The following is a 24,865-nucleotide window of genomic DNA, read 5'->3' as shown; positions in this document are numbered from 1 at the left end:
AATTAACTTCTAATAGCGGCAAAATTAACTTCTAAATGTGCATAAACTAACTTCTAAATGTGCATAACAAAACTGGGCTGTTTATAAACAACCGATTGGCTCTTTATAAAAAGCCAATCAGCTCTTTATAGAAAGCTAATTGGTTGTTTATAAACAGCCTAGTTTAAATGTGCAGAAAAAATAGTTATTTACTGCGGATGCAGGAGTTAATTTGTGGGGTTGGGGAAGTTAATTGGTTGGGGCAGTTAAGTTCTAAGTTAATTATCAATTGCCGTCTGCTTTTAGCTGACGGTCTGAAAGGTATAACAATTGGGCTTTAGCCAAATTAAATCAACTTTGGCTAAAGCCAAGAAAGAAATCTTTCTAACAACCGTCAGCTAAAGCAGACGGCAATTGATAGAACTTAACAGCCCTGCTACTCTACCACTAGTGAAATCTTTTTCAGTTTCACATTCTTTTCTTCGGCTACATTCTTTATTCGGATGTACTTGGCATTTACGCCATTCAGTTGCTGTTTGCCAGGTTTTACATCTATTTTTTTCCAATCAATATTGTTGGCTGATGTTTCTGCCTGTATCCAGTTTAAAGAGTCTTCGCCTTCAATCAAAATAACAAGTTCGGCAAGGTTGTATAAGCGGTCAAGATTAAAAGTGATAAAGCCCTGACTCTCCCATTTTACTACCTCCAACACAGTTGGTATGGTCATTGATTTTCCTTTTATTTGTAAAGGCACTCCTTTAATCTGTGCAATGTTACTGTTGAAAGTAAATGGTATGTAATTCAGTTTACTATTTAGTGGACTTAGGTTTTGATTCTTTTTATTAAAACTCTCTACCAGGTATTCAAACGTTTGTTCTATAAAGGGTTGTAGTACAAGAGTGCCCGTTTTTACACCTGACTGATATGGGTTTTGATTAAAAGACGAATCAATAATGTGATTAATCTTTCTCAATGTTTTTATATAATTATACGTGTTTATAAAACAAGATGTATTGTTGGTGTGGTAAGCATCAATCAGTGCAAATAATTCCAAGCCTGTTTCACCCAGGTTTTTAAACTGATAAATCCACGGTTTAATTTCATTAATCAGTATATCATTATCGTTGCTGGCCAATAAAAAGTCGGCAGTTTGTTTTATCCGGTTAAATTCCTGATAAAGTTCCTGCTGCTCTGTACTGTTCACTTTGTTTTGTACCAAATCTTTCAAAAAGCTATCAACAACAGGTTGAATGGCTTCCGACTCAGCTCGTCTGAATTTATGTCCATTAGGCCCCAGGTCCGAGTTGTGTTGGCAAAATACCTGTAAGTATTTGTACGATACCGGCATTAGGGTTTCAATTGCGTTCTTCCAAGATTCGTCGCTATCAAAGTGCTGAAGGTTCCAAGCATAATCAGCTACACTGTATATAGCTATTTTAGAAGCTTCGGCTCTTTCCATTGGGTTGGTAACAAAACCAACAAGCTGTTCGTTTATATCTTTTTCGTTTCCATACACTTTGCCCATTAGTAGATGATTACGCACATAATCAGACACTGGAAAGTTCCACCATATATATGCCGGGCGTTTAATATGCTGATTAATCCACTGAAGACTTTCTTTGGAGATAGTAGCAATCACTCTGTCGCCCGTCCACATAATTTCAACGGTACGATTCAGTTTTGTGCCCAATGTAGGTAAATAGCCTTTTTCTATGTTCGACCAACTTTTATTGTATTCGGTAGGGCACATAATGAGTGGTGTTACATCATTTTTTGTTTGAATAAAATTATCGTCTATATAGTTTAACAGTTCTGCTTGCTTTTCTGCATTGGTACCTATACCGGATATATCGTCGAAGAAAACCGCAAACGATCTTACTCCCAGCAGATACATGCTTTCGAACTTTTGAAGAAGTGCATCACGGTCCTCATTTGTCCACTGTATGTCTTTGCCGGGATGAATGGCCCATGTAAAGTTTACTTTATTTGCAATTGAAGCCTGCACAAGTGCTTTTATTCGTAAACCCTCTTCCTGTGGGTAAGGCTTCCGCCAGTTTGGCGAGCTGTGGTAGGGATCGTCTTTAGGACCATAAATATATGTATTCAGTTTGTTTTCTCCATAAAAAGCGATTTGCCTTAAACGGTCGTCAAAGCTCCAAGGGGTGCCATAAAATCCTTCAACTACACCCCGGTAACGTACATCGGGGTAGTCAGCTATTTCAACTTCGGGTAATGCATTGTCTTTAAGTAACTGAGATAATGTTACAATGGCATAAAATAATCCGCGGTTGTCGAACCCGGCCAAAACAATTTCTTTTTCCGAAACCGACAAATAATACCCTTCGCTTCTTTGAGGGATTTTTTTGCTATACCGGTTTTTTATAACCTTATCGCCTTGAATGCCCAATGTTATTTTAAATGTGCCGGCAACGTTTGTATTCACTTTTAAAAGATCGGACAAATAATCTATGGATATCCGGTCGCACAAGGCATCATGTATTAGTTGATAACTTCCGGAAAGCGATATTACTTTCTCCGATACAAATGTTATTGACTGTGGTGTTGGGTTTAATACCACTTTCTGCGACAGTGCTGTTTGAAAGAGGCAACCCAAAAGAATAAATAAAGAGATTGTTTTTTTCATGATCATTCTGTTTATAAACCACAAAAATAAATAATGTGTGAGATAAAATTATTCTTCTTTTGTCTATTGTATGTCTTGAATTGTCTAATTTGATATGCGGCATCTTGTAATTCTTGATAGAATATCCTATATTTGTTTTTGGTAACTCAAAAAAAACAAAACCATGGATATTGTATTAGACCCCAATAAACGCTACACGTATGCCGACTACCTGAATTGGCTGGACGGTAAAAGGCGGGAACTATTTAATGGTTTCGTTCATTTAATGTCGCCTGCACCAACATTATGGCATGCACAGATATCACGTAGAATTTTAGTACGATTTACTGTTTATATTGAAAAGCACAAAGGAAGGTGTCAAGCTTTCTCGGCTCCCTTTGATGTTCGCCTGCCGAAAGACGGAGATACTGCCGACGATAAAATATACACTGTTGTACAACCTGATATTTGTATTGTGTGCGACGAATCTAAATTAGAAGAACGTGGTTGCTTGGGCGCTCCTGATATGGTGGTCGAAATTCTTTCGCCATCTACCCGCAAATACGACTTCAACGATAAATTTAATCTATACGAAGCCGCCGGAGTAAAAGAATATTGGATAGTTGACCCCAGAGAGAAAGACATCAGTGCCTTTATTCTTCAGGATAATGGTAAATACGATAATGGAACCAGCTATAAGGGAGAGGAAGTAGGTATTCCTGTTAAAACATTGCCTGGATTAGTATTGGGGTTAAAGGATGTTTTTGATGCGTAATAACAAAATACAAGATAATGATTGAATATATCAAAGGCAATCTTGCCGAGCTCACTCCTGCCATGGCAGTTGTTGACTGTAATGGGGTTGGTTATGGAATTAATATCTCATTAAATACCTATTCTGCCATTCAAGGCAAAAGTAGTTGCAAACTTTATATCCACGAAGCTATTCGCGAAGATGCTCACATCCTTTTTGGCTTTGTTGATAAACAGGAACGCGAACTATTCCTGCTGTTGATCAGTGTATCAGGTATTGGTGGCAATACAGCCCGAATGATATTATCGGCCATGTCGCCATCTGAACTCTGCAACGTAATTAGCAGTGAAAATGTGAATATGTTGAAAACAGTAAAAGGTATTGGCCTGAAAACAGCTCAACGTGTTATTGTTGAACTGAAAGATAAAATAAAAACAGGTTCTGCATCGGCAGATATTGGCTTAGGTATGATACCTGCACAACATAATGCCATTCAGGAAGAAGCAGTTGCTGCACTTAATATGTTGGGATTTGCTCCGGCTCCATCGCAAAAGGTAGTGGTTGGTATTTTGAAAGAATTCCCTGAAATGACAGTAGAGAATGTTATTAAGTTGGCGCTGAAAAGACTGTGATGGGTAGTTTTGAGTTAATTTTCTTGAACTAAAGAGTAAGTTAAGTTTTTATATGTAACTAAGTTAACTTACTCTTTAGAATGCTTCAAATTATTATTCCCATTACCAAAGTTATCGGGCAAAGAATCAGCAAGCATTCCGGGCAAGCCTTTAAATGTTTGAGGGTTTAATTCTGGGAAAGAATAAACATATTGTTCCTGAAGTGGCATAGCACAACTCCAACTAATTTTCCCCATAGTTTTACATTAGCAAACTCTACCATTCTGATTCTTCTTTATTGTTTTTTAGATTGATTGTTCCTGAGGCGCGTTTGCGCATTTTCCCTTTCAACTTGGCAACCTGTATAGGACTAACCAATGCCTCTGAAATAAAATGATTAAGTAATTCAAGCTTTTCTAAAGCTCTCAATAACTGTACAAAACTCTTCATAGAACCACTTCCTTTATTTTCAAAGTCACTGATTGCACTTCGCGAAAGACCAGACAACTCGCTTAACTGCTTCTGGGTATAATTTTTATTTAGCCTCATCTGTTTAAGCTGCTTTCCCAGATTCACAAGGATGTTTTCATCACTGTTTGTATAACTAAACACAATGTCTCCTTTTTCAGTCATAGTCTTCATTTCATTTATTTATGAAGCAAATATACGACATTAAACTCGTCAATGCAATAATGATGTATTTTATGTCATTAATGTACGATATTGAATATTTATTAAAAACTCTCGCAATCTACTGATTACGAGAGTTACGAGAGTTCTTGTCTTTTGTTGACTTTGTGTTCTAAAATCAGAACTTAGGTTTCATCCCCAAATTATACATCACAAACGAATAGATATCCGCCTGTTCCTCTAATACCTTAGCTATCGGTTTGCCGGCTCCATGCCCTGCCTTGGTATCAATACGGATTAGTGTTGGATTGGTACCATCATTGCATTCCTGCAAACGGGCAGCAAACTTGAACGAGTGTGCCGGAACAACACGATCATCATGATCGGCAGTGGTAACAAGTGTGGCAGGATATTTGATTCCCGGTTTCAGGTTGTGCAGTGGTGAGTATGCATAAAGGTATTCAAACATCTCTTTACTGTCTTCGCTGGTGCCATAGTCGCTAGCCCAGTTCCAACCGATAGTAAACTTGTGGTAACGTAACATATCCATTACACCCACCTGTGGAATAGCTACCTGAAACAAATCAGGACGTTGAATCATACAGGCACCTACTAACAAACCACCATTAGAGCCGCCAACGATAGCAATTTTATTGCTGTTGGTGTACTTGTTGGCAATCAGGTATTCGGCTGCACCAATAAAATCGTCGAATACGTTTTGCTTTTGCATTTTGGTACCGGCTACGTGCCACTCTTCGCCATACTCGCCACCACCGCGGAGGTTAACTTGTACATAGATACCACCATTCTCGAGGAATGGAATGCGACTGGTGCTGAAACCTGGGTTCAGACTGATATTGAAACCACCATAACCATAAAGGTAAACAGGATTGTTACCGTCTTTCGTCAAATCCTTGTGATAAGTAAGGAACATTGGCACCTTTGTACCATCTTTGCTGGGATAGAAAATCTGCTCAGTTACATAATCTTCGGGAGTGAATTTTACTTTAGGAGTGCGGAAGAGTTTGTATTCGTTTGCATCCATATCGTAAGTAAAGATGGAAGGTGGATAGGTAAATGATGAGAAGTACATAAAGCATTCATTATCATCTTTATTGCCACTGAAACCTACCGAGCCAAGGGTTGGCAGATTGATTTCCTGTAAACGTTTGCCATTCAGGTCGTACACATAAGCATGGTTAGATGCATCCTGATCGTAAGTAAGGAACATTTTTCCACCAATAATAGCAGGCGATGAAAGTACCGATTCATTCTCAGGAACCAAGTCTGTCCAATGTTCCAATTGAGGTTTGTTGAGGTTTGCTTTCATTACCTTGCCCTTGGGAGCCTGATAATTGGTGTAGAAGTAAACATCATCGCCCATAACTTCTATGGGGTAATATTGATACTCATCATTGGTGGCCAAAGCTATAACCGGAGAGTTTGGTTTTGCGGGGTCTTTGATGTAAAGCGCGTTTCCACGGTTGCCACCCGATTCGTAGATAAACAATACTTTCTCATCTTCCGAGCAGGATGCACTATAGAAGCGTTTTGGCTGTTTGGGATTTTGGAAAACCAACTCATCGAAACATTGATCAGTACCGATAGCGTGATAATAGATTTTATGATTTTCGTTCACATTAGATAATTCTTTACCGGCAACCGGAGAATCATAGGCACTGTAATAAAAGCCATCGCCCCGCCAACTTGCTCCCGAGAATTTAGCCCAAAAAATATGATCGTCGAGCAGTTTACCGGTGTTAACATCCATAACAAAGATTTCGCGCCAGTCGGACCCACTGCGCGATATGGTATAGGCTACATATTTGCCGTTATTGGAGAAAGACAATCCCGAAAGGGCTACAGTACCATCTTCCGAAAGCTTATTGGGATCAAGAAAAACACGAGGTTCATCATTTAATGAGTCTTGTACATAAAGTACACTCTGGTTTTGCAAACCATCGTTCTTATAGAAATAATATTTTCCGTGTTTCTTGAAAGGAGTACCATATTTTTCGTAATTGGTGAGATCGGTAAGTCTGTCCAAAAGCTTCCCGCGGAAAGGTATTGTTTCCAAATAGCCAAAAGTTACTTTGTTTTCGGCCTCCACCCAGGCAGCAGTGGCTGCCGAAGTATCATTTTCGAGCCAACGGTAAGGATCGGCCACTGTGGTACCAAAATAATCGTCGGTTACATCGTCTTTTTCAGCAGCGGGATAAGTAAGACGCTGCTGTTGTGCACAGGATACTGTCATGATTGTTGCAGTCAAAAGAATTAATTTTTTCATCAGTATTATCTTTTAGTGAAACTACAACAAAGGTAGCAATTCTCTCTAAAATAAAGTTCGGATAGTTTAAGAACGTCCATTTTTATTTTTAAATTTGTAAAACTACTAATCGATTATTCTTATGAAAAAAACAGAAAAAGAAAAGATGTTGGCTGGCGAATTATACGACGCAGGCGATAAGGAACTCATCACACGCTGGCATCTGGCCAAAAAGTTGATGAAAGAGTATTATGCTGCCGATACCTCGAATCGTGCTTTACTGGACAGTATCCTCGACGAACTTCTGGGCTCACGTGGCGAGAATGTTTGGATAACCGCTCCCTTCTATGTAGATTATGGTGAAAATATTCATCTGGGCAACAATGTGGAAATTAACATGAACTGTGTATTCCTTGACTGCAACAAAATTACCATAGGCGATAACTCGGGCATCGGTCCCAATACACAAATATATGCGGTTACGCATCCGGTAATGCCCTCGGAACGGTTGACTATGAGTGAGGATGGTTCATTTAGTTTCTGGAAGTCATACACGGCTCCGGTTACCATCGGCAGTAATGTATGGATTGGAGGAAATAGTACCATTCTGCCGGGAATGAGTATTGGAGATAATACTACAATTGGTGCGGGTAGTCTGGTTACAAAGTCAATTCCGGCGAATTGTCTGGCGTATGGAAATCCGTGCAAAATAGTTAGAGAAATACCTCCCGCAGTTCCATAATAGTGGGAGGAATGTTGGAGAACTGATAGCATCTTTTTCTCATGTTTCTCATTCTTTTTTTCTCTTTCAGGCTTTTGTCGTTACACAGGCAGTTATGTTTTTATGGTACAAATGAGATACTGATGTTGGGTGTGCAAAACATCGGTTACATTATCGTTTTTAGTTGTTCTTGTTCATTTTTATCCGCTGTTCATTGTCTATGAATGCGCAAAGATGGTGAACGAGACTACTCATAGTCCATTCTTCTCTCTCGAAATTCATTTATTTCTCCGCAATCACACAATCTGAAATTGATATCGTAATGTCGCTCTAATTTATGTTCATGAAAATGCCCATAATACCAATCTATTATGTTTTTTTGTCGCTCTTGCAACTTTGCAAATATAAGATCCATCGTTGCTCGCTCCCGATCAATGACTTGTTCTAACCCGTCATCCACTTCCAACCAAGTATCAATTCCTTTTTTGGTGGTTGGGTAAGTAAAAGAAGGAACGGTATGTGTTGCTACAATGTCAATATCATTAGGGTACACATAATTAATTTCGTTCAGCTTCTCTGCATCAAAATAAGGCAATTCAGCGTCACCCCAATAGGTTTTCTTTCCTGTTTGTAGTTCTCTTTCTATCCTATATGTACGGTCAATCGAAGTTGCACCACCTATGCACAAAATATTTGTAGCCCCAACCTGTACAATACTGTAATCCTCTAACAAGTGAATGTATTTATGTTTTTTGAAACTGCCATTGAAATAATCCGGGTCATCATGATTCCCTCGAAACATTACTAAGTGATTATTCTTTTTTGATAACCGAAGATTAAGTTTGCGGAATAAAGTCAAATAGTATTCGTTCTTGTAAAACCCCATGCCAATATCCCCACAGACAATCAGAACGGCATTGTCATATTGATTTAGTTTATAGACAATCGTTTCAAACTCTCCGTGGATATCGCCACAAAAAAGCAAGGCATCTATATTTTCAAACCGTATATTAAGCATTTTTATTCAACCGTACATTTATCCTGTCGTATTTAACAAATCCATTCTTTTCGTAAAAACGTATTTGCTTTTATCCGCAATCGGCTGTTCCAACAATAATTTCTTTATATCCTCTAACAACCGGCTACCTATTCCCGTATTCTCTCTTTATTCTTTAAATCATCCCATCTCTCTTTTATGTTTCTCTCCCCATCAAAGTACTCCATTTCACTATCCTTATTAAAAATCTCACCAGAGGGGATAAGATATATCTTATTTGAATCCGGATATTCGCAAACATCATAGCCTATAAAAGTTCTTATATCTAAATAAACACAAGGTGTTTCTGTGTGGTTATATAGTTGGTGCGCACCAGATTCTCCTTTTTCAAAGAAAACCAAATCTCCGGCATTAACCATTCCTAATCCTTGTGGAGTCCGCAGTGTAGCTGTTCCGGAAATAATCATGAATAATTCTTCTGCATACCGATGAAAATGATAAGCAGAACAATATTCTCCCGGATTTAATTGCCGGATATCAAAATTTAAATTATCAGGATTAACTCCTTTGTTTAAACGTGAGGCATCGGTCAATAAACGGAAGTAATCTATGCGCCCCGGATTTTCTTGGAATTCTCTTTCTCCTGATTTAATAACTGTTGCCATGATTTTAGTTTTTATTTCGTTCAATTGAATCGCTTGTTAGAGCAGACAAAAGTCAAATGTATGATAAAAAACAATCTAAAACAATAGCCATTCACAAATTCCTAAAAACAAAAATCCCCGTAAACCATTTGCTTACAGGGATTTTCTATTGTTTATTGATTATTGCTAATCGTCTATTACTTCACTTCCTCAAATCTAACACCGCCTGATTAACAGGAATTTAACAATCGAAAGGTACAAATTAGAGACAATTATATCAATAACTCACATTTTTCCATAACCCACAAAAGCTATTGATAGATTTTGCTATATTTTATCTTTTTAAAAGTATGAATACAAAGATATGCTATTTTAAACACTGCTCAAAATGTCTTTAAACCAATAAATACTTTAACTATTTCTTTTCAGCAATCTTCATCCGAGACTCTATCTACCCGCATATCCCTATGAATCGAAATCAGTCACTTATTCCCCATCAGACTTTATCTTCATTGTATATTATTCCAATTATAAGAGTGAGTATTTATAACCTTGCATAAAGACATCAATCCTATCATACAATATTCCACTTGTTTCATATTTTGCTATATTATTCTATTTGTTATCACAAAATCAAAATCTGAAAATGATAATATATAATACTTCTTAAAGCACATGTCATTTTTATCCATTTCTTTTTTTGTTTATGATGCTATCTATAACTTTGAAATAAATAAAACTAATTTCGAAGATGAACAAAGCAATAAACCATACTTATAAAACTATTATTACCGGAATAATTATTTTAATTTCCACCCTTTTTTCATTTGAGATTTGTTATAGATTAAATATCAATACACCTTGGTGTCTGATTTTAGTACCAACATGCTTTACCATTGGCAACCTTTTGTATGCAAGTTGCCATAAAATCAGCGAATTCCTCATGAATAGAATATCACAGAATATATTAGTTGATTCACAAAACCTTCTTAACATCCAAACGCCGACAGATAGCGAATGTAGTCTACAGCACCGATATAAATTATTCCACGACCTATTTGAGAAGGAATACCAACAATTCACATCACAAAAGAATAAAGCCGATGAAGAAAAATTCGAAAAAATCCTTGAATATACCAGAACTACATTCAATAAATTAGAATTCAACCAGGAAGAGATTTTTATGATTTGTGAGAGCGTTGAATATTTTATTAAGCATAAGGCTGTTCTAAAATCTATCGACACCCACATCCAACAAAAACCAAATGTAACCCAAATATCACTAAAAAACTTTGCTTGGAATATTGCAAATCAATATAATATAAAAGGTATCATTACTGCTGAATTCATAATAACTACATTCCGTGAATGGTTTAAGGACTCTACCATCAGTACAGTTGCCAAAAATTTGCGAACGACAAACGGTAGACATATGATAGAAATAGATGAAAATTTATGCAAATAAGACATCTCCACATTATTATATTTTCAATATCATCACACATACATTTTCTCTCAGACCCTAAAATAAACATAATAACACTACATATAAATCTTATATAAACCAATAAAGGTCAAATAACAATTCTATTTATTCTATGTTTTTTGCTTTCCAAAAGAAAAAACATATCCGAAGCTGATTTCATTTACTTTACCCTCCTCTGTCCTGATCCATTCCTTTCACTATCCTTTTTGTCTAAAGAAGTTTAGTCTCTTCTTGCATATATTATACAAGGATCAGATTAAACTTACTGTGATGACGATTCAATGAAATTGGGAAAAATCAGTTTAGTTTCCTCTTGCATATATTATACAAGTACCGAAGTAAACTTGTCCTTTACCTTTTATACGCCTTTCTTTTTTGGCAAGCGGATAGTCTTCCCTGTTTTGCACTTACTTATTTTGGTTCATCTCTTGCGCCCTTGTTTGTAATTTTAGTTGCAAAGGTAGAAGTTTCAATTCTTCATTCTTGCAAGGTCAAGCTTTTGTGATTTCTACCTCAATCTCCATCCACCATATATGTGCGAATATGATAAAGAATCAACAGGAATAAATGATGATGAGCCGGTAGAGTTGAATTATCCTGCAATTTATTATAGCTTTTATGGTATGTTACAGCAAGTTTATAAATAGAACAAGAGTGTCTGACAATTATTTTAGTAAATTTGCGATATATATTTGATTAGATAGTGGATGAGGAAGAAGTATCTCAAGTTTCCCCTTTAAAGCATTACATTTTTTTATGACAAAATCTTTATTAGATAAAATATCATATGGTTCTCACAATTCATACATAACTGACAAATGGATGAACCGGAAAACAGGCGAAATTATTGATATCATCGGTGATGACTGCTATCGTTTTATAGATTATGTTATCGAAGGCGATATTATCACGAAACGCTATATTTCCCAGGAAGAAGAATTGAATTGTCCCATCATTGCAACTGGAATAGTGGGTTATTGGCTTCATCATAGAGACAAATTTGCTATCAAAGTTTTATTTGAAAGCTATTACTCTCTGAAGATGTCCCAATACGAGAAGGAGCATGAGAATGACGATGATGCTTGGAATAGAGATTTGAAGAAGGAATTTGCTTTGCGCTACCACATTCCAACAGAAAAGAAAGCCATTCATTCATCAGAAGCTATCTTTGAATTTCTGACAGAAGAGGATGTTAAAAAAATCAGAAATATAACAAAGAACTACCTCCAGTTTATACGATTCAAACGTAAGACACTCTACCCACCCCAACATTCAAGCAACAGAATAATTGAAGATACATTTTTCTCTGCTTATGATATTAGTGGCGGTGCTTATGAATGCGTGGATTGGTTCAGGACAGAATATGATTTACCATATATGAGTAATAACTGGGAAAGAGAAAAAAACAAGAAGTCACAACTCAGCGGTAGGTGGAAGATATGGCATGAAGTCGAGGCTCCGGCATATATTCAGGAAGAATATGAGGATTTTGACGAAAAAGTACTCTTATATTCCAATGGAGGAATGATGGATGAAATTAACGAGAATTTAAAGACTTGTCAAACTCAAGAAGACAGAATTAGGTATATTATATCTCTTCTACAACCATTCAAAAATTTTGCCGATGCATTCTATCCTAATACAAGGATTAATGAACGTAAAAAAGCAATAGAAGAAGATAAAAAGTTGAGAGTAGATTATCAGAAGATACCTGAAGATACCAAAGATGAAAAGACAGGAGAACTCATCCATCCTCAAAGACAAATTAAGGCTATTGATAAAAGCATTAAGAGATATCAAAAAGATATAGAATATTGGGAGTTTGTCCAAAACAGATTCTATTGGTTCGCTCAACATGGTTTGACCGGTGAGTTTACTGAAGAGGAAAGCCACGATATGTGTACCTATCTTGGTCATTGGTGGGATTTGATGATCACATTTTCGAGAAGACTTGCTGCTCTTGCATTAACCTATGGTATCAAGTTGATGGATGTACAAGAGGAATGCGGCATTTATTTGAATTGGCATTTTATTATTACAGACTATGTTGATGAGAAATTTGTGATGTCGTTCAAACACGCTCGAAAGCTATTAGATGAGATAGAATCAAAAAATGCGAATATAGAAGTGGATGAAAAAGGTAATACAGACAAAGAAGATGATACTATCCAAGTACTCTTGGAGCATCATGATAATACGAATATAGATTACTATCTCTCCAAGAAGCATTGGAACTATAGAGTAAACTGCTTGCTTTATAAGTTCCTGCTCATATTTTATGAAGGGCATGAGGTCGCTGATTTTCTGAATCCGTCACGTGATAGAATGTTGGAATCCAATCCTGATTACGGAAAGCTTTATGGCATATTCTTCAATGAGACTTATACTATTTGCAAAGATATTATTACAGATGAAATACCAGAAACTAAACTTTCAACATATTTAAAAAAAGTGTCGACTTGGAAATTTCGATCACTCAAAGATATGCACCTTATTCCTAACGCTATTGATTCCATAGAAGGTTATCACATATTATGTATGTCTTTCTCTATTCTTTCTCTATTGGAGGTCAAAACAGAATCCACCAAAAAGTTTATAGACCATTTATGTATTTTTGATAACGAAGTCTATTATATGTACAAACACCAGTTTAAAGACTATTGTATCAATTACCAGATTCTTGTATTTGGTCTTTTGCATGAACGAAAAGATCTTGGTGACAACTATGATTTCGACAATGTTAACGAAGCGATGAAGCATGACTTTGTATGGTATGCTAAATTATTTGATGATTACGAAAGGCAACATCAAAAAAGAGATGCTGATGGGACAAAGAACAGCGTCTTTACACCTGTATATATATCATATAATTGGCGTAGTAGCGAACTGATTGCGGAACAATTGTGTGGTGCATTAGATAAAGCAAAAGTTAAATATGCTATCGATAAAAAGAACTGTCCTTATCGAGAAAACATTCGTGAATTCGAAAATCATCTTGGCAGTGCTGACATGATTATCACTATAATCAACGATGAGTATCTGAAGTCTATTCAGTGTATGCGAGAACTTGCGTTAATATCTAAAAAAGGAATGATGGATGAACGCCTATTCCCGATAGTTGATTTGGATAATCGAGAAGTGACAGTGTTTGCGCAATACAGACAATATTGGATTGATGAACTAGAAAAACATGAAACTATTGACAAATCACCAGGTAATGATGGTCCTATTTTAGAGGTCAAACAAGATATAAATCTTATCATAAATGAGTTTTCTGATATTTGGGAGTATATAAAGAACGTGAATTCCCCATCATGGGAAATACTATCCCAAAATGGTTGCAAGTTGATTATTGATAAAATTTTGGAAAGAATCAATCAGAAAAGATGGGCATAAACATAACATACACATAAGCAAGCCTTTGTCTAGGGAATAAAGATTTTCTTTTTTGTGCCACACAAAAACAACAACCATCTTAGCTCCACTATTATTTATTGTATCATTTCTTGTGAGAAAACGAGCATTAAGTCCGGAAACAAAAGATGAATTATCAATATCGTTTTTTTCCCTTAATAATATTATTTTTTTCCCTACTGTTTTCTCATCATAGTCTATTTTTGCGGTTGTATTTCAACTTTTAAAGAACAGCCGTATGGAACATATTAAAAAAATAGTTGATTTTATTGATAGAAATTATACGAAAATAGAACTCTGTAATCAGGATATTTATTCACAATGTCCCTTTTCTAAAGCAAAAATTGATAAAGATTTCAAAGCCTATACCGGTACAACAATAAGAAAGTATCTGGTCGATAAACAATCCGCATATCTTTATAAATTGTTGAGATCGGGAAAATACAAAAATATATCGGAATTAGAAAGAGATATTCCAGATTACAAATATACACTCAGGACTTTACGTAATCAATTAAAAGCACATAAACAGGAAATGCAAATTGAAGATGATGACATTGCCTTCAGAAGATATGTTCTTTTTCTTCGAAATCAATCCATATTTGCCGAAATTCTCATTCGATTTATACTGCATAATGAATTGGCTAAACTCAAAATGCAAACGACAAATTGTATTATTGAACACAATGTTAAAGACACAATATTTCAGTTTAATAATATAATTCCTTTTGAAAAATCACATATATATCGGATATTTATTGATGTCGCAGATCTTTCATTTGAATTCATGCATATTGGCTACGTTAATGAATTTGAAGAACTATTTGGATATGTTCCCACCTCAATCAATGTATACTTTAGTTATATATACACACTTCAAAAAAAGTTGGAGAAATATATAAATTTTTCTTTTACTGATACCATTAGAAATTGGGATAAATATATAAAATCGACAAAGCATACAACTTTTTTGACAGAATTTTATCAGTTAGAAACAATTAATGATGGAGAATTTGAACTCGAAATTAATAAGGAATCGGATTTCATAAAAGCCACAGATTATTTGATTGAAGATTTGAGAAACATTTTTTTTAGAAGAATTGAAAAAAAAATCTTGGAACTATTTGGGACATCTTACAATTTTATCCAAGACTATATTAAAGCTGTCGAAAAAAACGATTATACTGAAATGGCAAGTTATCTCAATAAAATAAAAAAATGGAATGAGAAGAAGATTAGTTTATTTTTGAAATTGTCAGAGTATGCATTCTTAGATAATATGATGATAGATAATACTTCTTTATCTCATGAATTTAGTGAGTTGTGTTATCAGCCGAAAGAAAAGATAATTGATTGTATTATTGAGCAACGTAAGAAAATTCTAAAAGACATATAACATGGTAAATTTCTTATACCTTCTGTCTACCCTTCGGGTTCTCCACTTATACTTGTTCTCATTTGCAAAAGGCGACCATGCCACTTTATAGATACCTGGAAAACCATTCCTGAATGGATTTCCCTAGCAACAACTGTTCCTGGGAGGCAATAAGTGTCAAGACCATTACAAGACGTACTTTATATCACGGTCCTGCCTCCATTATGACCATATACAATATCATCTGTCCATCAATAGACAGATGCGTCATTAGATAGGTTCCTGCAACCACCGCATCCGGCTGATGGCAGGCTTCTTTGGAATAGGCTTTCGTTCAACCACAAGCAGATTCTTTACTTGCCGATATGAGTGGATAGCACTCCCTTAGCCACCCCACTGCAATATTTCAACCTTGCTTCATCACTGCATTTTTAGCGAAGTCACATCATTTTTTTCATGCAAAGCTATAATGCAGCACCGCTATGGCGGTTACGGGACATTTCATTCTGACCAATGGCGTATCGACACAATCTTCCTTTTTTTTTTCTGATGCCCGGAATAAAAAGAGTATTGAACCGCTATCCTTGGTGCTGCCCTATGACTGCAATATCTTGGTGCATTATAAAAATTGATTGTATAACTTCTAAAAATTATTGTTATGAAAAAGATTGAAAATTCATTCGCAGTTACAGGTTTCATTGGTAAGGATGCTGAAATCCGTCAATTCACTTCCGCAAGTGTCGCAAAATTCTCCCTGGCAGTCGGTAGAACAGAAACCGTTGGTAAAGAAACCAAAAGAGTATCAGCTTTCATGGCTGTGGAGGTTTGGCGCAAAAACGACAGCGCATCCTTTGAACTATTGAAAAAGGGACAGATGATAACCGTTCGCGGCTACTTCAAACCTGAAGAATGGAGTGATGACAAAGGTAAGCATAATCGCATGGTAATGGTTGCCACCGAGTTTTTTGCCACTCCGGAGAAAGATGAAGCTCCTGCAGAGCAGAAATCTACATCGAAGAAAGCCAAGAAATAATTCTTGGTTTCTCTCAAGCAAAAGCGGCTTTGGAGCCGCTTTTCTTTTGCTCATAGCATTCTTCTCCTCCCTTTTATAACCGCTATGGCAATTCTTTTTTATCTATTGTCGGATTCTTTCCATTTATAACCGCAAAATTTAATTTTGTGGCCGTAAGACACCAACAAGCATATTTTTCTTTTGGAAAGCAAATAGAATTTTAATGCCCCAAACTTTCTTTATTTTTACTCTCGTATTTTCCTTTTATATAGGCTTTCCCTCCCAATATTGATAGGAATGTCTGTTTCTGAACACCACTTCCCTTTGGTCAGCCATATTCAGAAAAGGCAAACAACAACACATTCCTTACATCATAGTACCGGAACTTCGATAAATCGAAGCAACCCAGTCCATCGATGACAGAATAAGTTGCTTTTCCTGTTTGCCCCGGCAGACTTCATTTTTTTACCCGCCCAAGCCTTATCTTTCCCCCATTATAACAAATCCTTTCAAGTGATTTCTCATCTCACCATTTATATACTCCGATAATTCTCATCCTCCTTTTCTATAAAGCCATAGCGATATTCACCTATCCGATCTGCTTGTGAATCATTTTTCAGCAAAGGTAACGCACCGAATCCAACCTTGTCAAAGCCGGCTGATAGCCGCGAGTGATTGTGCAAAATCTTCCTCTCACAAGTTCGAGCGTATTTCACACATCAACCTTGACTATTTGCATTCTGCTCCCTTAAAAAGCAGAAAAACAATTCCTCGCAGGTCGGAAAACACCTGATAGTAGGGGAAAAATAATAAAGTTTAATCTTCCAAAAATTACTAAAATGAGAATATTTATCAACATTTCAGAAATAGGCAATAATCAGTAATTAATAATCAAAGGGCAGGGAAACCCACCCGAATAATCGCTAAACAATATTTTTAATCACTTTAATACTTACAATTATGACAGCAATTAAGAACAACGGTACAGCCGTAGCAGTAGCAACAAAGAAAGTAAATGCAGTAACAACCGCAGCAGTAGAAAATAACTCCGGTAACGACACAAAGAAAGCCATAAACCTCCCGGCAAATTTGATAGAGCCAAGCAATTACAACGCCCGTAAAACATTCGCCCCCGATGCCATGAATGAACTGATGCAGAGTATTTCCGTGCATGGACTTATACAGCCCATAACAGTGCGCAAGAAAAGTGAAAACCGTGAACATTACGAAATCATCTGCGGGGAACGCCGTTTCCGTGCGTGCTGCATGCTGAACATGAAAGAAATACCCTGCATGGTCTGTCAGGCAACCGATGAACAGGCGTATGACCTTTCGATTATCGAAAACCTGCAAAGGGAAGATGTGCCGCCAATGGAAGCGGCAGAAGCTTACAAACGCCTGATAGATACCAAACGATACGATATTGTAAGCCTCGCCGTGACATACGGAAAGAGCAAAAAGCACATTTATCAAATGCTGAAACTTTGCGACCTAATCAAAGGCATTGCCAACCTTGTAAAGACGGGCAAACTGACCGCATCGGCAGGGATAGTCATAAGCAAGTACGATAAGAAAACACAGGAAGCCGTGTTAAAAGACCGTTTCGATGAACACGGCGCAGGCGAATGGCATCATATTTCAGCCACCAACTTAGACAGCCGTATAAAGAGTTACTACACCTCCAACCTTAACGATTACGATTTTGACAAGACCGAGTGCCTGAAATGTAATTTCAACTCTAAAAATTTCGACCTCTTTACCGAAAACACTTGTGGAACTTGTGGTAAATGCACCAATAAAGAATGTCTGGAAGCCAAAAATACGCTTTACATCGTGGGTAAAGCCCAAGAGATAGCCCTGGCAGACCCCAAACTTATATTTATCGGCGACCAGTACGGCAGAGAGAACGATGCTACAAAGAAGATCAAAGAAGCGGGATATGAGTTCAAAAACGTTCATATCTATAATCTGAACAAATACCCAACCAAACCAGCAGCACCCGAAGCCGCCAAATACGAGAAACCCGAAGATTTGGAAAAGGCACAGAAGCGTTACGAAAGGGAACAAACTTATTTTGATAATAAGACCCAAGAACTCGACAGCCTCAAAGCACAGGGCAAAATACGTGTTTATGCTGATATAGACAATAAAGGCATAACCCTCTATTACAAAGAGGTAAATAACAAAGATGTCAAAACGAACGAACAGATAATAACCGACCTTAAAGCCAAAAAAATACGCAATAGTGAAATCGCAAAGGAAAAGACCGCAGGAGATATAAAGGAACTATTACGCACAGACGAGTTACCAAAGTCGGATTTTACTCCCGTAGAGGAACAGGCAATGTATTTCTTTATGCTCGACAAATTGCGTAGATCGCATTATAGCACCATAAATCTAAAAGAAAACGACTATTACGGATTGACGGACGAGAAGAAACTCATAATCGTAGCTAACCTTACCGAAGAACAAAAAACTGTTATACGCCGTGATTATCTGTATAGCCACCTAACCGAGCGGACAAATACCATTTCGGACGTAAAAGGCGGTATGATGTTAGCTTTTGCCATGCAACACCTACCCGAAAAGACAGCAACTATAGAAACCCAATATAAGGAAGAATACGACACGAAGAATGCCCGGTTGGATGAACGTATTGCAGGATTGAAAAAGGCTGAAAAGAAAGCAAAAGCAGAAAACAAAGCAAAAAAGACAGAGCAGACCAAAGCAACAAACGCCTCTGAAACAGTCGAAAAGATCGCTAAAAAAGGAACGAATGCTACCGCTCCGAAATCGGAAATAGCCAAATTAAAAGAAAAGGAACAGTTCCAAACGACCCGAACCGAAAAGAAAGAAACGAAATCTACCCCACAAGCGGATAAAGCGCTGATTGTTGGAGCACCTACAACGCAACCTAAACCGGAGGCTGTAGCAGTATAAACCGGAAGTATTAACAAGGGGCGGGAGAAATCCCGCTCCATAATTAACGAATCATTATGACAGTATATATTTTATTTCAGACAGACGTACACCAAACAAGGGCAAGTCGTGTATTTTTCGGCGTGTTCTCCACAGAAGCAAAGGCGATTGACCATGCCAAAGAAAACGGACTATATGCCCACAATGCCGAGGTAGCAATAATTGAGTGTGAAATAGATAAATTCGGCGAGGTATGAGATAAAGCCAACCAGCTACTTAAATCATATATAAAGATATTTAACCTTTTTCCTTGTTCTGTCGTGAGGCAGGGCAAGGGCCTCTCTTTATGATGACTTAATGCCTGGCTCTTCCTTTTATACCCTCTTATCTTCCTTTTATATAGGCTTTCCCTCCCAATACTGATAGGAATGTCTGTTTCTGAACACCACTTCCCTTTGGTCAGCCATATTCAGAAAAGGCAAACAGCAACACATTCCTTACATCATAACACCGGAACTTCGATAAATCGAAGCAACCCAGTCCGTCGATGACAGAATAAGTTGCTTTTCCTGTTTGCGCCAGCAGACTTCATTTTTTTACCCACCCAAGCCTTATCTTTCCCCCATTATAACAAATCCTTTCAAGTGATTTCTCATCTCACCATTTATATACTCCGATAATTCATCCTCCTTTTCTATAAAGCCATAGCGATATTCACCATTATCTGTATAGCCACCTAACCGAGAGGACGAATACCGTTTCGGACGTAAAAGGCGGTATGATGTTAACTTTTGCCATGCAACACCTACCCGAAAAGACAGCAACTATAGAAACCCAATATAAGGAAGAATACAACACGAAGAATGCCTACTTTAATATCCCTCTCAGCATTTCCACAGAAGTATATGTCCGTTTAGCCGTTGCCTCCAGATCGCGGTTCTCTTCCTCATAAATCCTTTGAAGGAAAATGGGCATGGCTTCGCCTATTTCTATTAAATGCCCATCCGGATCATAAAAACGAATGGTGCGCTGACCATATACTTCGGTATGTAGCTCGTGCAGGAATTTTGTACCGTTTTCTTTCAATTTCTTATGGACGCCTCCTATATCATCTGTCTCGAAACAGAGTTCAAAGCGGCTTGCCAAATTAGGATTTGTAATGTTTTCTTTTCCCAAGGTCTCAGGTATTACATTGCCATCCATAATCTGCCAGACAGCAAAACCGTTGTTGAATGCATAATTCAATCCTCCAAACTCCATAATTACTTTGAATCCTAATGTGTTTACGTAAAAATCACGTGCTACTTTAGCATCTTTTACAAACAAAACAGGAATGCAATTTTTTAATTTCATACCTTCAAATTGATTATTCTATTTTCATATTTGTAAAGCAAAGATACAAATTATTCAGGTATCGGATGGTATGAATAAAAAATAATGGTTTGATGCATCAAACCCGAATAAAAGAATATATCTCTTATAAAGTCGAATCTTTCTTTTAAAAAATCCCCTTTTCTAGGTATAGGATTATATCAATAATCATACTACTTTTGCATTTTTAACACTGTTCAAAACACAGCAGATTGTGAAAAAGGATATTGAGAAAGACTTGTTGGAGATTGCCAGAAGAGAATTTTATGAAAAAGGGTTTAAAGGAACCTCTATGCGACATATCGCCCGGTTGGCCGAAATCGCATTCAGCAATATCTATTATTATTATGAAAGTAAAGACGCATTGTTTCTTGAAGTAGTAAAGCCCCTGAAAGCTCGTTTAGACAAAATGTACGGTGCATGGGACGATATAGATGCCATTCCCGTTTCGCCCGATGCCTATATTGATGAACAATGGCAACAGCAATCCGTCAAGGTCTTAATGGAACTCACCTTGCAATACAAGCAGGAATTTAACCTTTTGTTGTTTAACGCACACGGATCGGCTCTTGAGCACATCGACAAAACCTATATCGACAGCGCCACCCAAAGCAATGTGGCATATATACGCAAGCTGTCGGCCCAATATCCCGAACTGAACATACAAATGTCGGAACAATTTATCCGAACCATGAGTGCACACACCTTTACCATTATTGGCGAAATCGTTTCACAGGATTTAAATGAAGCCCAGATCAAAAACTTCATGCAAGACTTCGTCGTTTTTAACACCTCAGGTTGGAAAGGTCTATTATATAAAAATACATTTAAAAAAGAATTGGCTAATGTTGTATAAAAGAATACAAGAAAAGAGCAGAAAAGAGGGTTGCAAGGTTGCAACCCTCTTTTTTTTGAACACAACCGTACAGTGTTCAAAAAAAAGGAGTCTTATAATGAGCGCTTTGTTTGTGCTCTCTACCCTGCCGGGATTTGCCCAGATGGCTGTAGAGGGAACTCTAAGGGGTGCCGATAAAGAGATTCTCCCCGGTGCCAGTGTTTACTGTAAGCAGCTTGATATCGGTACGACTACCGATGAAAAAGGATTTTATTCCCTGTCAATGCCACAGGGCACCTATCAGTTGCATTTCTCCTTTATGGGATATGAAACGCAGGAAAAAAAGGTGAAAATAACAGACCGTCCCGTCTGGATGAATGTTTCCCTGAAAGAATCGTCCGTTTCACTCGATGATGTTCTAGTGGTTGGGAAATCCAAAGCCCGTCAGATTCGGGAACAAGCGATGCCCGTTCATGTGCTGCAAATCGAAAAAATCAGCGGGGCGGTCAACAGTATAAGTGATGTTTTGTCTAAAACAGCCGGCATCACGCTGCGCAATTCCGGTGGCGTGGGAAGCACCTCCCGTATATCGGTGCGTGGACTCGAGGGGAAACGAATCGGAATATTCATAGACGGATTACCCCTCTCGGACAATAGTGAATACAACGGACTGAATGCTATTCCCGTAGATGTAATCGAGCGGATTGAAGTTTACAAAGGAATTGTACCCGCCAAATTCGGAGGTTCCGCCATTGGCGGCGCTATCAATATTGTTCTCAAAGAATACCCTCCCTACTATTGCGAAATCAAATATAATCAAGCCTCTTACAATACCCATATTGCCAGTATCGGCCTCAAACGCAACCTGTCGGATAAAGGCTATTTAATCGGAGCGGGAGGTGGATATACCTATTCCGATAACAATTACAAGATGGAACTTCCGCTTCAACAGAACACATTTGTCCGGCGCGACCACGACGCCTACGAAAAGAAATTCGGCGGACTCAGTTTTGCCAGTACAAAATGGTGGTTCGATGAATTTGAACTGGAAGCCGCCTATACATCAACAGGGAAAGAAATCCAGGGTATCGAGCATAACATCCAACATGCCCGGCAGGACGTAGATGTTTTTTCAGTTTCCAATAAAATAGAAAAGAAGAATTTCCTGACGGAAGGGCTGGATCTGGAGATAAATAACCTCTATTCCTACTCCATCTTTCAATTTACCGACACCTCTTCCTACCGCTATCAGTGGGATATGACTCCTTACATCCCTGTCAGTAAACTGGGCGGCGAAATAGGTAATGATGCCAATGCAACACAAAATAAATCGCATAACTTCATTCAACGCACCAACCTTAATTATATAATCAACCAGTCGCATGCCATCAACTTCAATTCGCAATATAATTACGTGAAAGGAATGCCCTCGGATAGCCTCCGGGACGCTGTTCTGGGTTATCAGACACATTTCAAGAGCGATATGCACAGTTGGGTGGGCGGCCTGAGCCATGAGTACAACTCCCCTCACCAGAAACTGGCTAATATGCTTGCCCTGAAATGTTATTTCTATTCCATGAATACCTCTAAGCTGAAACGCATCAGCTCGCCCGACCGGGAGAAGCTACATGCCCGGAAATATAATTTCGGCATCAGTAATGCCATCCGGTATAGGTTCTCACCATTCATTCTTGCCAAGGCTTCATTCGCTTATGATGTACGCCTACCCAACGAGCAGGAACTGTTGGGCGATGGATTTTTAACAGCTCCCGCTACCGACCTGCTTCCCGAGAAGAATAAAAGTGTAAACCTGAGCTTTATGTACGATAAGATAGGTCGGAACAAACGCTTTCAGATCGAACTGAACCTGTTCCTGATGAAACTGACCGATATGATACGTTTTACCGGAGGTATGTTACAATATCAATATCAGAATTTCGGTGAAATGCGTTCTATTGGCACCGAGGTGGATGTGAAATGGGATGCCACCTCCTGGTTGTATCTTTTCGCGAATGCTACCTATCAGGATTTGCGGGATATCCGCAAGTATGAACATGGTACCACACCCAACTTTACAAAAGGCGACCGTATGCCTAACATCCCTTACCTGATGGCTAACAGTGGTTTCGAATTACATAAAGCGAACCTATTGGGCAAGAAGAGTTATAGCCGCTTGCTGTTTGATGGACACTTTGTTGAAGCTTACTATTATAACTTCAAGAAAAGTAATTACGCTGAGCCTAAAATCCCACGCAGTTTCGTATTCAACGCCGGCCTGGAACATACAATAATGGATGGAGCTATTGTATTTGGCTTTCAACTGAACAATCTGACAAACGCAAAAGTGCTGTCGGAATTTAACCGGCCCCTGCCCGGCAGAAACTATGCTTTCAAAATACGCTATATCTGGAAGAGAACAGGATAAAGTTTATAAAATAATTTTTAATCAATTTAAATCATTAAAAGAATGAACCAAACAATCAAACTGTTTGCGTTTGGCTTTGCACTCTGTGCAGCAAGCGCTTGTGAAAGTGACAACAACAAGGAGGTGACACCGCAAGGCGGAGATGTATTAATCTGTACAACCATACCCAGCCCCGACGGTATGACGGGAAGCGCCTATATGCAAATGATCGGGAATGTTGACGAAGCTGCTTACGACAACCGCAACGCTATCCCAACCTCTTACAGCATCCCGCCGATTGTCGAGGGTAAATATGTTTTCGACCTGACGGGTGCTTCCAGCGAATCGAACACGATTAAGAAGTATGCTTTCGAGAACGAACTATTGGTGGAAAAAGGCAGTATGGTTACCCCTGAGAACTCGATGCCGATGGATATCGCTATCAGAGGTTCGAAAGGGTATATCGCATTGCGCGGTACGGGACAGATTCTGGTGATAGATCACGAGAAAATGACTTCGCTAAAGTCTATCGACCTGACAAACTACGGTATTGGCGACCAAAATCCTGATCCTACCAGTCTGATTATCCGGGACAACCTCCTGTTTGTAGCTTTGTTACAGATCGAAGGTGGTTATATCCCGAACCCGGCACGTCCGGCAGTGGATGTATTGATTATTGATCTGGATAAGGAAGAACCGTTGAAAATGATCACTGAAACTTCCTCGCCCAACTTTCACTCATCACCATCATATTTCCTGCATCACTGACATCTGAGGGTCATTCTGGTGGCGGCTGTGTCCTACAGATTTTTATTTTCTTGAAT

General features: G+C 38.0%; 19 protein-coding genes. 12 read left to right on the top strand and 7 right to left on the bottom strand.

What is annotated here, in order from left to right; translation table 11 throughout:
• Nucleotides 1-415: 415 nt before the first annotated feature.
• Complete coding sequence (locus tag D0T85_RS20040; RefSeq protein WP_203558533.1) at nt 416-2,623, bottom strand: beta-N-acetylglucosaminidase; 2,208 nt, start codon at nt 2,621-2,623, stop codon at nt 416-418.
• A 163-nt stretch (nt 2,624-2,786) separates the two neighbouring features.
• Here D0T85_RS20040 and D0T85_RS20035 point away from each other — a divergent pair, with 163 nt between their 5' ends.
• Both D0T85_RS20035 and ruvA read left to right on the top strand, forming a co-directional pair.
• Complete coding sequence (locus D0T85_RS20035; RefSeq protein WP_163215289.1) at nt 2,787-3,377, top strand: Uma2 family endonuclease; 591 nt, start codon at nt 2,787-2,789, stop codon at nt 3,375-3,377.
• A 17-nt stretch (nt 3,378-3,394) separates the two neighbouring features.
• Nucleotides 3,395-3,988 (top strand): Holliday junction branch migration protein RuvA, encoded by a 594-nt coding sequence (gene ruvA / locus D0T85_RS20030; RefSeq protein WP_163215288.1) that lies wholly within the window; start codon nt 3,395-3,397, stop codon nt 3,986-3,988.
• A 68-nt stretch (nt 3,989-4,056) separates the two neighbouring features.
• Here ruvA and D0T85_RS20025 read toward each other — a convergent pair whose 3' ends face one another.
• The 3 genes from D0T85_RS20025 to D0T85_RS20015 form a co-directional block, all read right to left on the bottom strand.
• On the bottom strand, nt 4,057-4,224 hold the full coding sequence (locus tag D0T85_RS20025; protein ID WP_203558532.1) for a HipA N-terminal domain-containing protein: 168 nt from the start codon (nt 4,222-4,224) through the stop codon (nt 4,057-4,059).
• Nucleotides 4,225-4,243: 19 nt separating this feature from the next.
• Nucleotides 4,244-4,609: a helix-turn-helix domain-containing protein gene (locus D0T85_RS20020; protein ID WP_163215287.1), complete on the bottom strand. Its 366-nt coding sequence runs from the start codon at nt 4,607-4,609 to the stop codon at nt 4,244-4,246.
• 166 nt (nt 4,610-4,775) lie between these two features.
• On the bottom strand, nt 4,776-6,884 hold the full coding sequence (locus D0T85_RS20015) for a prolyl oligopeptidase family protein (RefSeq protein WP_163215286.1): 2,109 nt from the start codon (nt 6,882-6,884) through the stop codon (nt 4,776-4,778).
• Between the two features lie 121 nt (nt 6,885-7,005).
• Between D0T85_RS20015 and D0T85_RS20010 the strand changes: the two genes are divergently transcribed.
• Entirely contained in the window at nt 7,006-7,605 is a 600-nt protein-coding gene (locus D0T85_RS20010; protein ID WP_163215285.1) for a sugar O-acetyltransferase, read from the top strand.
• A 226-nt stretch (nt 7,606-7,831) separates the two neighbouring features.
• On the opposite strand, the gene D0T85_RS20005 is transcribed toward D0T85_RS20010, so the two are convergent.
• Both D0T85_RS20005 and D0T85_RS20000 read right to left on the bottom strand, forming a co-directional pair.
• Complete coding sequence (locus tag D0T85_RS20005; RefSeq protein ID WP_163215284.1) at nt 7,832-8,602, bottom strand: metallophosphoesterase; 771 nt, start codon at nt 8,600-8,602, stop codon at nt 7,832-7,834.
• A 128-nt stretch (nt 8,603-8,730) separates the two neighbouring features.
• Nucleotides 8,731-9,246: a cupin domain-containing protein gene (locus D0T85_RS20000; protein WP_163215283.1), complete on the bottom strand. Its 516-nt coding sequence runs from the start codon at nt 9,244-9,246 to the stop codon at nt 8,731-8,733.
• Between the two features lie 730 nt (nt 9,247-9,976).
• Here D0T85_RS20000 and D0T85_RS19995 point away from each other — a divergent pair.
• From D0T85_RS19995 to D0T85_RS19970, 6 genes are all read left to right on the top strand, one after another.
• Entirely contained in the window at nt 9,977-10,690 is a 714-nt protein-coding gene (locus tag D0T85_RS19995; RefSeq protein WP_163215282.1) for a hypothetical protein, read from the top strand.
• Nucleotides 10,691-11,533: 843 nt separating this feature from the next.
• Nucleotides 11,534-14,107 carry a toll/interleukin-1 receptor domain-containing protein gene (locus D0T85_RS19990; protein ID WP_163215281.1) on the top strand — a complete coding sequence of 858 codons (2,574 nt, stop codon included), beginning with the start codon at nt 11,534-11,536 and terminating at the stop codon, nt 14,105-14,107.
• Between the two features lie 256 nt (nt 14,108-14,363).
• A complete protein-coding gene (locus D0T85_RS19985; protein ID WP_163215280.1) occupies nt 14,364-15,521 on the top strand; it encodes a hypothetical protein in 1,158 nt (385 codons plus the stop codon).
• Nucleotides 15,522-16,158: 637 nt separating this feature from the next.
• A complete protein-coding gene (locus D0T85_RS19980; RefSeq protein ID WP_163215279.1) occupies nt 16,159-16,533 on the top strand; it encodes a single-stranded DNA-binding protein in 375 nt (124 codons plus the stop codon).
• Nucleotides 16,534-17,472: 939 nt separating this feature from the next.
• The gene (locus D0T85_RS19975; RefSeq protein ID WP_163215278.1) at nt 17,473-19,452 is read left to right on the top strand and encodes a ParB/RepB/Spo0J family partition protein; all 1,980 of its coding nucleotides are present in this window, start codon (nt 17,473-17,475) and stop codon (nt 19,450-19,452) included.
• A 56-nt stretch (nt 19,453-19,508) separates the two neighbouring features.
• Entirely contained in the window at nt 19,509-19,688 is a 180-nt protein-coding gene (locus D0T85_RS19970; RefSeq protein ID WP_203558531.1) for a hypothetical protein, read from the top strand.
• Nucleotides 19,689-20,298: 610 nt separating this feature from the next.
• Here D0T85_RS19970 and D0T85_RS19965 read toward each other — a convergent pair.
• Nucleotides 20,299-20,784, bottom strand: a complete 486-nt coding sequence (locus D0T85_RS19965; protein WP_163215277.1) for a VOC family protein — start codon at nt 20,782-20,784, stop codon at nt 20,299-20,301.
• 232 nt (nt 20,785-21,016) lie between these two features.
• Here D0T85_RS19965 and D0T85_RS19960 point away from each other — a divergent pair, with 232 nt between their 5' ends.
• The 3 genes from D0T85_RS19960 to D0T85_RS19950 all read left to right on the top strand — a co-directional run bounded on the left by D0T85_RS19960 (nt 21,017) and on the right by D0T85_RS19950 (nt 24,809).
• On the top strand, nt 21,017-21,658 hold the full coding sequence (locus D0T85_RS19960; protein WP_163215276.1) for a TetR family transcriptional regulator: 642 nt from the start codon (nt 21,017-21,019) through the stop codon (nt 21,656-21,658).
• A gap of 97 nt (nt 21,659-21,755) precedes the next feature.
• Nucleotides 21,756-24,062 carry a carboxypeptidase-like regulatory domain-containing protein gene (locus D0T85_RS19955; protein WP_239060777.1) on the top strand — a complete coding sequence of 769 codons (2,307 nt, stop codon included), beginning with the start codon at nt 21,756-21,758 and terminating at the stop codon, nt 24,060-24,062.
• A gap of 123 nt (nt 24,063-24,185) precedes the next feature.
• The gene (locus tag D0T85_RS19950) at nt 24,186-24,809 is read left to right on the top strand and encodes a hypothetical protein (RefSeq protein WP_163215275.1); all 624 of its coding nucleotides are present in this window, start codon (nt 24,186-24,188) and stop codon (nt 24,807-24,809) included.
• Nucleotides 24,810-24,865 lie beyond the last annotated feature (56 nt).

This window comes from Bacteroides sp. 519 (assembly GCF_010500955.1).
Classification (GTDB): Bacteria; Bacteroidota; Bacteroidia; order Bacteroidales; family Bacteroidaceae; genus Bacteroides.
The sequence above is the reverse complement of the archived record's forward strand: the minus strand, read 5'-3'. Positions and strand labels throughout refer to the sequence as shown.